This is a genomic window from Phocaeicola intestinalis (assembly GCF_014837065.1).
GTDB lineage: Bacteria > Bacteroidota > Bacteroidia > Bacteroidales > Bacteroidaceae > Phocaeicola > Phocaeicola intestinalis.
The window spans coordinates 1-13,478 of sequence record NZ_JACSPP010000022.1; the positions used below are offsets into that span (position 1 = coordinate 1).

At 50.0% G+C, this 13,478-nt stretch carries 12 protein-coding genes; all 12 read right to left on the reverse strand.

What is annotated here, in order from left to right:
* Positions 1-526 precede the first annotated feature (526 nt).
* A complete protein-coding gene (locus H9625_RS08600; RefSeq protein WP_191763922.1) occupies positions 527-1,417 on the reverse strand; it encodes a tyrosine-type recombinase/integrase in 891 nt (296 codons plus the stop codon).
* A 9-nt stretch (positions 1,418-1,426) separates the two neighbouring features.
* Positions 1,427-2,530 (reverse strand): hypothetical protein, encoded by a 1,104-nt coding sequence (locus H9625_RS08605; protein WP_191763924.1) that lies wholly within the window; start codon positions 2,528-2,530, stop codon positions 1,427-1,429.
* A 108-nt stretch (positions 2,531-2,638) separates the two neighbouring features.
* Positions 2,639-4,144 (reverse strand): transcription termination/antitermination NusG family protein, encoded by a 1,506-nt coding sequence (locus tag H9625_RS08610; protein ID WP_191763926.1) that lies wholly within the window; start codon positions 4,142-4,144, stop codon positions 2,639-2,641.
* Between the two features lie 864 nt (positions 4,145-5,008).
* Entirely contained in the window at positions 5,009-5,383 is a 375-nt protein-coding gene (locus H9625_RS08615) for a hypothetical protein (protein WP_191763928.1), read from the reverse strand.
* Between the two features lie 34 nt (positions 5,384-5,417).
* Positions 5,418-6,452, reverse strand: a complete 1,035-nt coding sequence (locus H9625_RS08620; protein ID WP_087246955.1) for an alcohol dehydrogenase — start codon at positions 6,450-6,452, stop codon at positions 5,418-5,420.
* 53 nt (positions 6,453-6,505) lie between these two features.
* Positions 6,506-6,649, reverse strand: a complete 144-nt coding sequence (locus H9625_RS08625) for a hypothetical protein (RefSeq protein ID WP_191763930.1) — start codon at positions 6,647-6,649, stop codon at positions 6,506-6,508.
* Between the two features lie 114 nt (positions 6,650-6,763).
* Complete coding sequence (locus tag H9625_RS08630) at positions 6,764-8,053, reverse strand: MFS transporter (RefSeq protein ID WP_191763931.1); 1,290 nt, start codon at positions 8,051-8,053, stop codon at positions 6,764-6,766.
* 166 nt (positions 8,054-8,219) lie between these two features.
* Positions 8,220-8,831 (reverse strand): PepSY-like domain-containing protein, encoded by a 612-nt coding sequence (locus tag H9625_RS08635; protein WP_191763933.1) that lies wholly within the window; start codon positions 8,829-8,831, stop codon positions 8,220-8,222.
* A 178-nt stretch (positions 8,832-9,009) separates the two neighbouring features.
* Positions 9,010-10,053 carry a ketol-acid reductoisomerase gene (gene ilvC / locus H9625_RS08640; RefSeq protein WP_013616880.1) on the reverse strand — a complete coding sequence of 348 codons (1,044 nt, stop codon included), beginning with the start codon at positions 10,051-10,053 and terminating at the stop codon, positions 9,010-9,012.
* A 191-nt stretch (positions 10,054-10,244) separates the two neighbouring features.
* Entirely contained in the window at positions 10,245-10,991 is a 747-nt protein-coding gene (locus H9625_RS08645; protein WP_087398312.1) for an acyl-[acyl-carrier-protein] thioesterase, read from the reverse strand.
* A gap of 5 nt (positions 10,992-10,996) precedes the next feature.
* Positions 10,997-11,554, reverse strand: a complete 558-nt coding sequence (ilvN, locus tag H9625_RS08650) for an acetolactate synthase small subunit (protein WP_013616882.1) — start codon at positions 11,552-11,554, stop codon at positions 10,997-10,999.
* A 115-nt stretch (positions 11,555-11,669) separates the two neighbouring features.
* Positions 11,670-13,373 (reverse strand): biosynthetic-type acetolactate synthase large subunit, encoded by a 1,704-nt coding sequence (ilvB, locus tag H9625_RS08655; RefSeq protein ID WP_191763935.1) that lies wholly within the window; start codon positions 13,371-13,373, stop codon positions 11,670-11,672.
* Positions 13,374-13,478 lie beyond the last annotated feature (105 nt).

The window sequence follows — 13,478 nt, forward strand, 5'->3', positions numbered from 1 at the left end:
CGTGTGTGCTTTGGGCGATTTTTTGGTCCTTTCCGCTTCTGTTCTTCGTCAGATAGCCCGCTATCTTCCTCATCACACAAGCGGAAATGCCTCAAAAACTCATCCCAAATCATCGCACGATAAATTCAAAACAGTTTCTTAGCTCTGCAAACATCCCATGCAGGGCGTATCGTATACGCCCGAATGCGTCAACTAATCCACGTAGATGTTTTTGGGCAGGCAAACCCTGCCCCCTACAAGGCATTTTGGCAAAATGAGGACATTCGTACTGCTTTTTTAAAGGATATATACTGCATCGGCAGTTGCAGTATATATTCATCAGCAGTTGCAGTATATATTCAACTGGCGATGCAGTATATATTCATTTTTCGGGTGTACTATCCTGTATGGTCTGTTCTGCCTGCTGCGCGTTCGGGGCGATGAGGTTCTGGCAGCCGTTGATGATGCAGACAAACTTGGGGTCTTCCCGCTCGTGGAGCTTGTCTATCTCATCGTGGTACTTCTAACTTATACTTCATTCTTCATTCTATAGGATGTCGCTTATGCTTACGCTCTTCGTCATGCTCTGCCACGAATGTCTTGCTACGGTGAGGTTCAGCGGATAACCGAGACCCATTATCTCACCCAATTTCTTCAGGCTGTAATTGATGCGGTGCAGGAGGCTGTCATACTGTTTCCATTGCTCGTGTGGGGCTTTTGCCGTGATGACAGGAAAGAGGCGTGCCGTGCCTTTCCTTCTGTAACGGTCTGCAATCTCCTGCAGTGCCGGCTCCCAGGGAATGGAGATTTCCTTACCGGTGATGTGCTGACGGTAAGTGAGCTGTCCGTCCTGGATGTTCTTTCTTGTCAGGCGGAAGATGTCATCACTCCTCATGCCACGTGCATAGACGGAGAACAGGAAGATGTCGCGGGCGAAGACGATTGACGGATGTTCGCTGCTCAAGTCCAAGTCACGCATATATTTTACCTCCGCAAGCGTCAGACCGTTTTTCTCTTTCTTGACGTGATAGCTCACGTCCATGCCTTCGAAGGGATGGCATTCATCGGCCAGTCCGCTTTCTACGGCAAGGCGGTAGACCCGTTTCAAGTTCCGGATGTACAAGGAAATGGTATTGCGCCCTAACTCCTGATTCTTCAGCCACGTATGATAGTTGCGTATCAGCAGGGAATCGAAGTCTTTGAAAGGCACTTCGCTCTTGCCCAAATAGGCAATGAACTTTCTGAGATACATTTTCAGCTTATTTGCGGCATCGTAACGCCCCTCGTCCTGCAGCTTCTCAACGCGGGAATTGGCGTATGCAATAAAACCGAAACCTTCCAGCCCCTCTCCGACTCTCCCAGTCTCTCTCCAGTTCTCCCCATGAGGAGAAAGGGTAACAGCCGTCTGTGCTATATCCTTTTGCACTTTATTCTTCATCTTTCATTCTTAATTCTCGGGCTTCATGCATCCCAGAAAATCGAAAATGTTAGGCTCGTCGAAATAGATGCCCATGTCGGCGTAACAGGCTTCCTCCGGGTCTTCCGGTACGGTGTAGAGGTCTTCGTAAAGACTGAGCCGCTTGCCAAACATGGTGGTGAAAAATGTGAGCTTTGCCGCATCCTGTTCTTTTTTAAGGATGTCGCTCCAATTGGTTTCACCGTTCCACACGGGCAAGGCTTCCTTGTTAAGCCAGACTGCAGAACCGTTTATGTAAGTTTTGTCATTGTAAGTGACAAGCTGGGCGGCAAGAGGACGGCTTTGCGCATTTTCCGAAACAGGTGCAGAGAAAATCACATCACGGAACTCACGGCCGTCCCTGTGGAGTAAAGTGAGCGTGCGCCCGTCTTTACGCCCGATAACCGTGTAAGTGTCCAAGCGTTCGGAACGGATAGCATCGAGACTTTCCGCCGCTTCTTTCAACCTGTCTTTTTCTTTTCCTTCGGCAAAAGACACTTCATAACGGAACTGCTTGGACAAGGTATCCGCCAAGGAGTATCCGCGCTTGTCACGCCAGTTGAAGGCAAGGTCTGCCCACAGCATCTGCCGGGCGGTCTGCCAGTCACCCGTAAGCCTGCGGAACATCACCTCCCTGAAACGTAAGTCCGGGAAAATGTGCCACATTACCGGGTCTTCACATGGAAACCAAGCCATCATTCCACTTATACGGGAAAAATCACCCGACAGCACGCATTCTGTCATCCATTGCCGGAGGGCACTGCAGCCGGCTCTTGACACAGCTTCTGACACGAGACTGTCCACTTGTGAAGTGGCATCCGCACCCATGTCCAGGCTTTCGCACCAACGGAACACGACATCGCCCACGTTGCGGTACCTGTATTCGTAAACACCGTCAAGCCCGACAGCAATAGTGTTCTCCGTATAAAGCAGCAGAGAAAGTATAAACTGTTCATCGAACCCCGCCGCATACTGTTCAGCCAAACGGTGCAGCCTGACGTAGATTTCATAAAAGAAAACCACGTCGCCATCCACATTCATGGACGGATGGTGGAGGCGTTGCCATCGGGAAGTAAATTCGGCTATCGTGTACATTTTATTTCAGGTAACAAGTTGACCAATTGACGAGTTAACGAAGTTTTAGATGCCATTAGTGAAACTATTCAGAACCTTGTTGCCTTGTCAACTGATACCTTGTCAACTTCAATTGTGCAGCCACACCGTCCGCAGATACCTGCGCCATACGGCAAGATGGTTGGTAGTATTGATTTCCTTGCAGATGCGGACACAAGTCTGTATCAGCTTGTCCTTTGCCGTGTCTTTTTCTTGAACTGAAGACCGGATAGCAAAGACATTCAACGTATCTTCGCCGACCTTAAAATCCGGTACGGCTTTTACGACTGAATCCGCATCCGTCAATACCTTATATAATGTTGGGGCATAGTTGCGGAAAGACTCGATGAGTTTTTTCCTTTCCGTATTCGTGGTCTCGTCAAGGACAGATTGCAACCTTCCCGACACTAACTTCTCGTTGGCTTTTCCTGCCGTAAGGAAATATTCGCTGAGGAAACCGTCCCAGTTGGCGAAGAAAACGAGGTTTTCCATCTCTTCCCTCATGCCGATATGGGCATCATACGCAGTGGTGACTTTTCCGTCCTCCTGTCTGCTGGGGTAATAAACCTCCTCGGTGATGTCCACCCTGCGGATGATTTCCGTAAAATTCTTATGTTGAAGTTCCACCTCGTTCTTGCCTTCTTCCCATTCTATCCCGGATGTAGGCGTAAGAAACGAACGCAGGAGCATCTTTTGCCAGTTTTCCTTCACATATCCGGGAGTATCATGTTCGTAGCGGGCAAGGTTTATCAGAAGTTCAGCTTCCTTGGTAGTCAGTCTGGCAAGACGGCCGCCCAATGTTTTCTCACCTTTCTTGTCAAGTTCCCGGCAGAGATTGGTCAATGACAAATCGACAGCAAGGCGTTCCATCAGTTCATAAAGCATGGCTTGCGTGCGCTTTCCGTAACCGCAAGCCTGCAGGATGCCGACAAGCAGGTCAACGGCACGCCCTTTTTCCGTGCCTATAGACAGGCGGTCGCCCTCGGCATTGTGGAGACGGACGACGTGCAGGTCGGAGACATTGGGATAGGTGACGGTCAACCAGCTGCCCGGCACCATGCCTTGCACGCGGAACACCAGTCCCTTTTTGCGGTGGAAGCGGCAGATGTAGCCTTCTTGGCCGGCAAACGGACCGTCGACCACGCGTACAATCTCATTTGCCTCGCCCTCTTTCGCGTTGAAGGCATAGTCCGAGTAAGGACGCTCCAGCACTATTACCTTATCAGCGTAATTCTCGTTGTAGTCACGGAAAGCGCGCATTTGCGATTCGGGTATGGTGCAAGCGGTGGCTTTCTCGTCCGGCGTACGCTTGCGGTTGTAGCGGATAAAGGCATCGGAACAGTTGTCACGAAGGAACTCAACCAGTGCGTTTTGGGTGGCAAGCACGAACACATAGCCATCAAAAAGGGGCATCCGTTGCTCACTGTCACCTCTGCGCATGTACACCTTGGTATGGGTAGGACAATAGACTTCCAGTATGTTCCGGATCTTGTCCTTTTCGCGCCCAATGAGTGCACACAACTCCTGTTCATGTCCGGGTTTGGTACGGACAAGGAACCATTGGTAATCTACGTTGTTGAGTTTGTCGGACAACATGATGGATTTACGATTTACAAAGTACTATTTACGGTGGTTAATCCCCATTTACAACACAGCTAAATCGTAAATTGTAAATAATGCCAATCAGGAGTTAAAAAGGAAGTTATAGGTAGTTATCGCCCACTTATCGGGCTGGGAGTTAGATGCCAATACCTTTTGCACAGCTTTCAGAAGCAAAGCTATTGACCTTTAACTCCTGAACGAAGTGATAACTCCTGTGAAACATAACTACGTTTAACTCCTGATTCGCATAAATAACCAAATTGTAAATGAACAAGGCGTTCCTTACGTTACCCTCATGACAATCGCATGACGGCTAACCGTTACCTCTCCGAATTTGAATCACTACGCTTTGCAAACTTTTTTAAGAAGTTTTCAGACGTTGTTTACAGCATTCTTTAGGTTTAGCGGCAGCATTCCGGAGTAAAAACTCAGCAACAATGTCCTGCCGTTGTTATGTGACGAGAAGTGCAAAGCGCAATGCGCTTGAATGTTTTTGCCTCCATATCACAAATATTTGATATACAATCAATTAAATATTTTCAAGTTCGCCGCTTTATCATTGTTTTATATTATGAAGCGGCAAAACACGTTGCAAATATAGTGAAAAGATTTAATATTAAGGATTTTACGGTCAAAAAAAAATTCATGATTAGTGATTAAATTTCCCCAAAAGCTGCATTTGTTCGACTAAATCCGGAGAACATTATCTACTTGAAAAGCAAAGCATCTGCACCAGCCGTGGTTTTCCAGACAGTGGTTTGACGGAGTTGGGAGTGATGGAAGACACTGGCACTTGAAATGCGAACATAAGCCAGCCCAATACACCACAAGCCTTTGTGAAGTTATCAAGGTCAAAGTCTAATTACTATATATACAAGATGCCATTAAACCTAAAACGAATATCCGCATTTTACCAATAACTTGTAGGGGCAGGGTTTGCCTGCCCGAAAACATCCACGTGAACGCATACAGGCGGGCTAACCCTGCCCCTACATTGTTTATATTATTGCTTCCGGCACACCCTATACCAGTAAAAGACACAAATAAAAGAGTGCGAAAAGTATAAGAAGCTGTTTTGAATTTCTCCAAAAAGTTTTTCTTGGCTTGATGTATCCGTTTTCGTGCGTGCTTTGGGCGATTTTTTGGTCCTTTCCGCTCCTGTTCTTCGTCAGATAGCCCGCTATCTTCCTCATCACAAAAGCGAAAATGCCTCAAAAACTCATCCCAAATCATCGCACGATAAATTCAAAACAGCTTCTAACACTAATTATCCACTGATAGCAATCTTCATCACCCCGTCCAGCTTATTCTCAAAAATGTGATAAGCCTCCTCTATCTGGCGAAGCGGAAAACGATGGGTAATAAGCGGAGTAGTGTCTATCTTGCCTGCTTCTATCAGACCGAGTATCTCGGCGCAGTCACACCCGTCCACACCGCCAGTCTTGAAGGTGAGATTCTTGCCATACATGTCGGGCAAAGGCAACATTTGGGGCTTGTCGTACATCGCCACCACGGTCACGATGGCATTGGGACGGGCACACTCCCACGCCAGGCGGAACGTATCGTCTGTTCCTGCCACTTCCATCACCACATCGGCACCACCGTGCACACTATGCGCTTTCACAAAGGCAAGGCAATCTTCGGGTTCTGTTACCAGCACTTCGGGGTAATGCCGGCGTACGAAACGGATTCGTTCGGGCGAACGTTCGCACACAATGATGCGCCGCGGACGCTTCAGCATCGTGCAAAGCAAGGTACAAATGCCCGTAGGACCGGCTCCGATGATAAGCACCGTATCCTCCTCTTTCACCTCGGAGATACGCGCCGCCCAAAAGCCGGTAGCAAGTATATCGCCCACAAACAACGCCTGCTCATCGGTCACCGAGTCGGGGATGCGGTTCAGCCCTGTGTCGGCATAAGGCACACGTACATATCCCGTCTGCCCACCATCGATACGGCATCCCAGCGCCCATCCGCCGTGAGGGTCGGTACAATTGTTCACGTACCCGTGGCGGCAAAAGAAGCATTCTCCGCAAAAGGTTTCCACATTGACGGTCACACGGTCGCCCGGCGCAACGTTCTTCACAGCCTCGCCCACGGCTTCCACCACACCCACCATCTCGTGACCTACCGTGATACCCGGCACGGCACGCGGCACGCTTCCGTGTTTGATATGCAGGTCGCTGGTGCAAATGCTGCTCAGCGTGACCCTTACGATGGCATCGCGCGGCCCCTCCAGCCGAGGTTCCGGCTTATCGCGCCATTCGAATCTGCCTTGTTCTACATAAGTATAAGCCAACATAAATTCATTTACTATTTTTCAATTTTCAATTTACAAAACTACAGTTTAATGTGCTAAGAAGCTATTTTGAATTTCTCCAAAAAGTTTTTCTTGGCTTGATGTATCCGTTTTCGTGTGTGCTTTGGGCGATTTTTGGACCCTTTTCGCTCCTGTTCTTCGTCAGATAGCCCGCTATCTTCCTCATAGTAAAGACGCAAGATTTTGCGTCTCTACAAAAACTCATCCCAAATCATCGCACGATAAACTCAAAACAGCTTCTAATAAACAAATGCAATGTGCTGATTCATTCTCACATTAGCCATTAAATCTACTCATTTCTTCCCAAATTCCGGGTCTATCTTCAGCAAGGCCGCCACGGCGAAAGTCGCACCGCAGCACGCCATAATCCAGATGAAGAAATGACGATAGCCCAGAAGCTCCTGAAGCCAGCCGGCTGCCATGCCAGGCAACATCATGCCCAGCGCCATAAAGGCGGTACAGATGGCGTAATGGGCGGTGCTGTGGCTCCCACGCGAAAAATAGATGAGGTACATCATGTAGGCGGTGAAGCCGAAGCCGTAGCCCAACTGCTCGATGAAAATGCACACGTTGACCCAAAGTAAGGGCGTTTGGGGAAAATAGCTGAGGTAAACGTACACCAGGTCGGGCAGAGATATCGCCCACACCATCGCCCAAAGCCAACGCTTCAAGCCGTGACGCGCCACGGCGATGCCACCCAGAATGCCGCCCAAAGTCAACCCGATGACGCCCACTGTGCCATGCGTGAAACCTATCTGCTCGGTGGTCATGCCCAGCCCTCCTTCTGACACGGGGTCGAGCAGGAACGGAATGCCCATCTTCGCCAATTGCGCTTCGGGGAAGCGGTAGAGCAGCATGAAGAGCAATGCCACGCCGATGCCTTCCTTACGGAAAAACGAGCGGAAAGTGAGAAGGAACTCGCGCCACAGGCTCTGCGCCGAAATGCTTGCTGCCGGACGGTCGGCACTGGGACACGGAAGTACAAAAGCGTGGTAGACGAACACAGCAAGAAACACCCCCGCCAACAGTAAGAACGTAACGCTCCAGGCAAAAGGGATTCCCCTACCCGACTGTTCCAACCAGCCGGCAAACATCAGGAGCAATCCTTGGCCGGCGATGGTGGCAAGGCGGTAGAAGGTGCTCCGGATGCCCACAAACAAAGCTTGCTGGTGCGGCGTAAGCCCCAACATATAGAACCCGTCGGCTGCAATGTCGTGGGTGGCGGAGGCAAACGCCATCAGCCAGAACAGGGCGAGCGTGGACTGAAAGAAATGCGGTGCAGGTATAAGGAAAGCAATACCCGCCAGTGCAGCACCAATAAGCATTTGCATTGCCACTACCCACCAGCGTTTGGTGCGCACCAAGTCTACGAACGGGCTCCACAAAGGCTTGACCACCCACGGCAGGTTGAGCCAACCCGTATAGAGCGCCACCTCGGCATTCGAGATGCCCATCCGCTTATACATCACCAGCGAGAGGGTCATTACCGCTATATAGGGCAGCCCTTCCGCAAAATAGAGCGTAGGCACCCACGCCCACGGAGAATCTTTTTTCAAGTTACGATTTGCCAATTTGCTATTCATGTGAACCAGGAGTTAAACGTAGTTATGTTTCACAGAAGTTATCACTTCGTTCAGGAGTTAAAGGTCGATAGTCTTACCGAGAATCTGTTTTGAATTTCTCCAAAAAGTTTTTCTGAGGTATTGGCATTCAACTCCCAGCCCACACCAGCGGGGCGATAACTTCTCACTAGTCGTCTCCCTCATCGAAACGGTCCTCGCCATCGTCTTCATGACAACACCCGCGATGGTGGCGGTGAGGACGGCGATAACGGTTGTGGTCGTTCCACTCATCATCTCCTTCGTCGAAATGGTCCTCGCCGTCATCCCAAGACTCGCCTTCCCAGCGTCCTTCGTCCCACTCGTCATCCCATTCGTCATCGTAAAAGCGGTCGATGATGTTTCCCCGCTCCGACACCACCAGCACGTAGCTTTGGTCATTACGGTCGGCCTGAACGATATAGAACATTCCCCGACGGTTCTCCATCGCCATATTATCGTTATCGTCTATCTCTTCGTACACGAATCCTGTCCGTCTCAATACGCTGATTACCGCACGCGGAAGCCTGCTGCGGCGTACTTCCCACATGGTACGCAACCATTTTCCATCGGCATTGAAAATAACGATCTTTTCCTTTCCGCGATGCGACATTTTCACTTCGATGAATCCGTCATCCCAATCACGGTCTAAAATACGGGCATCCGGATATCTGTTCCGTACAAACGACGTAGGATCACTCTCTGCATACACAAAAAGCGCAAAGCACATTGCCATCATTCCTAAAAATACACGCATTTTCATAAATAGTCTGTTTTTTAATGGTCTACGGCAAATGTACAACACTTTTTCTTATCTGCCAAAAAAACAATTGGCAATTGACAACCGGCAAAGTGCTTTGTGCCCTTTGGGAACTGGAGCATAAAGCAATCATTACCAATCATCAATTGCCAATCAGAAATAATTGTCAATTGTCAATTGCTCAGTTATTTTCCGGACGGAGCTTGCGTACCACCACACCCGTCTGCCACATTTCGCTTTCGCGCAAGGCTTTCAGTTCCTCGTTCAGCTTTTCGCGATAGTCGGGCTGAGAGTTGGAGTCGATGGAACGCTGGGCTTCCAGTCCGTCGGCTACCGACTTATACAGTTTTTCGAATACCGGCTTGGTAGCATCGTGGAACGGAACCATCCAGTCGAGTGCGCCGCGCTGGGCTGTAGTAGAGCAGTTGGCATACATCCAGTCCATACCTTTGGCAGCAAAGAGCGGCATCAGCGACTGGGTAAGCTCTTCTACGGTTTCATTGAAAGCTTCAGAAGGCGTGTGCCCATGTTCGCGCAAGGTTTCGTACTGAGCCAAAAGCAAGCCCTGGATGGCACCCATCAGCGTACCGCGTTCGCCGGTCAGGTCGGAAGTAGCTTCGCGCTGGAAAGTGGTTTCGAACAGGTATCCCGAACCAATGCCGATGCCCATAGCGATGACACGGTCCCAAGCCTTACCGGTAGCATCCTGATAGATAGCATATGACGAGTTCAGCCCGCGGCCTTCGAGGAACATGGTACGCAAAGAAGTTCCCGAACCTTTCGGTGCCACCATAATCACGTCTACATCTTTCGGGGGAACCACACCTGTACGGTCGTTCCACGTAATGGCGAAACCGTGAGAGAAATACAGTGCCTTACCAGCCGTAAGATGTTTCTCGATAGTCGGCCAGCAAGCTATCTGCGCTGCATCCGAGAGCAATACGGCGATAATCGTCGCACGCTCGCAAGCCTCTTCGATGCCGAAAAGGGTTTCGCCCGGCACCCATCCGTCGGCAACGGCTTTATCGTATGTCTTTCCCGGACGCTGGCCCACGATGACATTGAACCCGTTATCGCGCAAGTTCAACGACTGGCCCGGTCCCTGTACGCCGTAACCGATTACGGCTATGGTTTCGTCTTTCAATACTTCACGTGCTTTTTCCAAAGGAAATTCTTCGCGGGTCTCTACGTTTTCGATAACTCCGCCAAAATTCATTTTTGCCATAAAATTACAATCTTTTTACGCAGACCTTACCGGTCCGCAAGTTAATATTTGAGTTTGTTAGTTTTTAAGTTTGTTAGTTTTTAAGTTTTCACCACAAAAGACACAGAGGCACACAGAGTTTTTTAATTATTATGAATATCCGCATTTTGCCCCTACATAGGATGATTGCGGACATTCATTTTAATTATTAATTATTCAAACACCACTTTGCTCCGTATGGCGGTCTCAGTCCCGTTCTTCCGTACCTCGATGTCGTATTCGTTTTCCGACTTCTGTTCCCGATAAAACCCCAGCACATCACCATAATGGCTTTCGGCTGCATACGCAACCTCGAAACGGTGCAGCGTTTTTTCACGGTACATTTCCAGCGGAAACAGGTCGAGGATATGCTCGATGTACTTGATGCTGTTCACATGCCCGTTCAGGTCGATGTCGCTGTACCGGGTATGATATTCCGCCACCTGCTGCGCATCGCCTACCTTTACCCTGCCCGCCTTTGCGATGGGACAAGGCTTGTCGGCGCATATATAACTTGTGATTTCATCGCCATGCAAGAGAAACAAATCGGCAGGCTTACGGGTCTCCATACTAATCATCGCCCATACCGAACGTGCATAACCGATGGGCTTGCCTTCCGCATTGAGTACCGCGAAGTTGCGGTCGGTGAAGAGCCGGTAGACATTTTCCACCCATGTCTCGATACTGAACTTCTCGTATGCCCGGGGCATATCGGTCATTTCCACCGCCAAGCGCGAAAGCACCCACGTATAATGGTTCTCATTCAATACCGCTATCCCAAACCCGCGGTCGGCGGCATGGAATCCGGCACAATTCAATAAATGGTTTCCCAATACTCCCATGGTGAGCCGTCCCGCAAAATCTACATGAAAAGGCTCAGCCACAAATTCGTATCTGCCTACTTTCTCTTTTGCGTCCATAATGTTTACTCTTTTTTCTCTTTCAAATAACGTTCTTCCCGATGCGCCAGGTACTCGTTCACCCGCTCGAAACAACTGGTAGACACAGCTATCCGCCCTGAGCGGACAAACTGGAGCACGCAGTTCAGGTCTTTCAGTTTCTGGTACAAGTCGGTGATTTCGGCACTCATTCCTGTCAGTTCCACGATGCAGAACGTGGGGTTCACCTCCACGATGTGCGCACTGGCACGGCGCACCACCTTCGATGCCTCGGGGTTCGACTGAAACTCGGGTGTAGAAACCTTGTACATCGCCACCTCACGCTGAAAGATTTCCTTTTCAGTGAAATAATGCGCCTGAATGACGTCGATTTTCTTCTCTATCTGACGCACTACCTTCTCCACGATGTCGGGGGTGGTCCAGCACGTTATCGTATATTTATGCACGCCCTTGATGGAAGATGCCGAAACGTTCAGGCTCTCGATATTGATTTGCCGGCGGGTGAACACGGCGGTCACCTGATTGAGCAAACCGGCAAAGTTTTCCGAGTGAACGATAATTGTATATAATGTCTTATTATCCATTTGCGTTTTATTTTTAGGTAACAAGTTGACGAGTTAACGAGTTGACAAGGTTTTAGATACACAAAGCTATTCAGAACCTTGTCTCCTTGTAAACTGGTATCTTGTCAACTGATATTCAACAATCCAGTTCAAGCAGCATATCGTTTACCGAACTTCCCGGAGGAGTCATCGGAAGCACATTGCCTTCTTCTACCACACACACTTCGAGCAGGAAAGGTCCGTCGGTGTCCAGCATCTCGCGGATGGCACCTTCCAGTTCGTCCCGTTCCATCACGCGGCGTCCGGCTATGCCGTAGGCGGCAGCTATCTGCATGTAGTCGGGGTTCATCATCGGCGTAAACGAATAGCGGCGGTTGAAAAACATCGCCTGCCATTGGCGCACATTACCTAAGTAATTATTGTTCAGTAAAATAAGCTTCACCGGTACTTGCTGCTCCATCACGGTACCCAGCTCTTGCATCGTCATCTGCAAGCCTCCGTCGCCCATAAAGGCGCATACCGTACGTCCGGGACATCCGAACGTGGCACCAATTGCCGCCGGAAGGCAGAAGCCCATCGTTCCCATACCACCCGAAGTCACGATGCTCCGTTTTTTCCCAAACTTGAAATAGCGGCATGCCATCATCTGGTTCTGGCCTACATCGGTCACCAATATCGCTTCGCGGCAAGTTGCCTCGCTCACGGCATTGACCACCTCGCCCATATTCAGCGGACCGCTTTCGGGATGTACCTCGGGACGGATTACCTGCTCGTACTCTTTCTCATCGTACGGGCGGAAACTTTCTATCCATTCCGTATGCTTGTGGGTCTGTATCAATTCGGTCAGCAAAGCCAACGTACGCTTGCAATTGCCCAGCACGGGCACATCCACCGGCACGTTCTTGCCTATCTCCGAAGGGTCTACATCCAAGTGGATGACCTTCGCCTGACGGGCGTATGTTTCCAGCTTACCCGTCACACGGTCGTCGAAACGCATCCCCACGGCTATCAGCACGTCACACTCGTTGGTCTTCACGTTAGGGGCAAGATTGCCGTGCATCCCCAACATACCCTTGTTCAGCCGGTGGGCAGAAGGCAATGCCGAAAGCCCCAACAAGGTACATCCCCAGGGGATGTCCGCCTTCTCGGCAAATGCTTTCAGTTCTTCTTGTGCACCTCCCAATTCTACACCCTGCCCTACCAGCAGCAAGGGGCGTTCGGCTTCGTTGATGAGCTTCACCGCCTCTGCCACCATCTTCGGGTCGGTCTCGGGGTCAGGGTCATAACTCCGGATAAAGTCCACATCCACCGGTTCGTATTCCGTCATTTCGGTCTGCGCATTCTTGGCAAAATCGAGCACCACCGGACCGGGACGCCCGCTCCGCGCAAGGTAGAACGCACGCGACACCGCCCATGCCACGTCTTCGGCACGACGTATCTGGTAACTCCATTTCGATATAGGCTGGGTAACACCTACCAGATCCACTTCCTGAAAAGCGTCTGTACCCAATAACGATGCACCCACCTGACCGGCTATCACCACAATGGGCGTACTGTCTATCATCGCATCCGCCACACCAGTAATGGTATTCGTAGCGCCGGGACCGCTCGTCACCAGACATACTCCTACCTCACCCGACACCCGGGCAAAGCCCTGTGCCGCATGTACCGCTCCCTGTTCGTGACGCACAAGGATATGGTTCAACTTGTCCCGATGGTCGTATAATGCATCAAATACCGGCATAATGGCTCCGCCGGGATAGCCGAAAAGCGTCTTCACCCCTTCGTGCTCCAGCGAACGCATCAATGCCTCCGAGCCTGTTATTCTTTCTTTGTCCATATTCTTCCTTTTATTTATTTTAGGAACTAGGGTTTAGACACTAGTTGACTAAGCTTTGAATAGTCTTACGAATGGAATCCAGAACCTAGTTACCTAGTACCTAAA

Coding starts and splice junctions, on each gene's coding strand:
- H9625_RS08615 (WP_191763928.1), bottom strand. CDS start 5,383: ATGATTTGGGATGAGTTTTTGAGGCATTTTCGCTTTTGTGATGAGGAA.
- ilvB (WP_191763935.1), bottom strand. CDS start 13,373: ATGGACAAAGAAAGAATAACAGGCTCGGAGGCATTGATGCGTTCGCTG.
- H9625_RS08635 (WP_191763933.1), bottom strand. CDS start 8,831: ATGAAAATGCGTGTATTTTTAGGAATGATGGCAATGTGCTTTGCGCTT.
- H9625_RS08610 (WP_191763926.1), bottom strand. CDS start 4,144: ATGTTGTCCGACAAACTCAACAACGTAGATTACCAATGGTTCCTTGTC.
- ilvN (WP_013616882.1), bottom strand. CDS start 11,554: ATGGATAATAAGACATTATATACAATTATCGTTCACTCGGAAAACTTT.
- H9625_RS08630 (WP_191763931.1), bottom strand. CDS start 8,053: ATGAATAGCAAATTGGCAAATCGTAACTTGAAAAAAGATTCTCCGTGG.
- H9625_RS08600 (WP_191763922.1), bottom strand. CDS start 1,417: ATGAAGAATAAAGTGCAAAAGGATATAGCACAGACGGCTGTTACCCTT.
- ilvC (WP_013616880.1), bottom strand. CDS start 10,053: ATGGCAAAAATGAATTTTGGCGGAGTTATCGAAAACGTAGAGACCCGC.
- H9625_RS08645 (WP_087398312.1), bottom strand. CDS start 10,991: ATGGACGCAAAAGAGAAAGTAGGCAGATACGAATTTGTGGCTGAGCCT.
- H9625_RS08605 (WP_191763924.1), bottom strand. CDS start 2,530: ATGTACACGATAGCCGAATTTACTTCCCGATGGCAACGCCTCCACCAT.
- H9625_RS08620 (WP_087246955.1), bottom strand. CDS start 6,452: ATGTTGGCTTATACTTATGTAGAACAAGGCAGATTCGAATGGCGCGAT.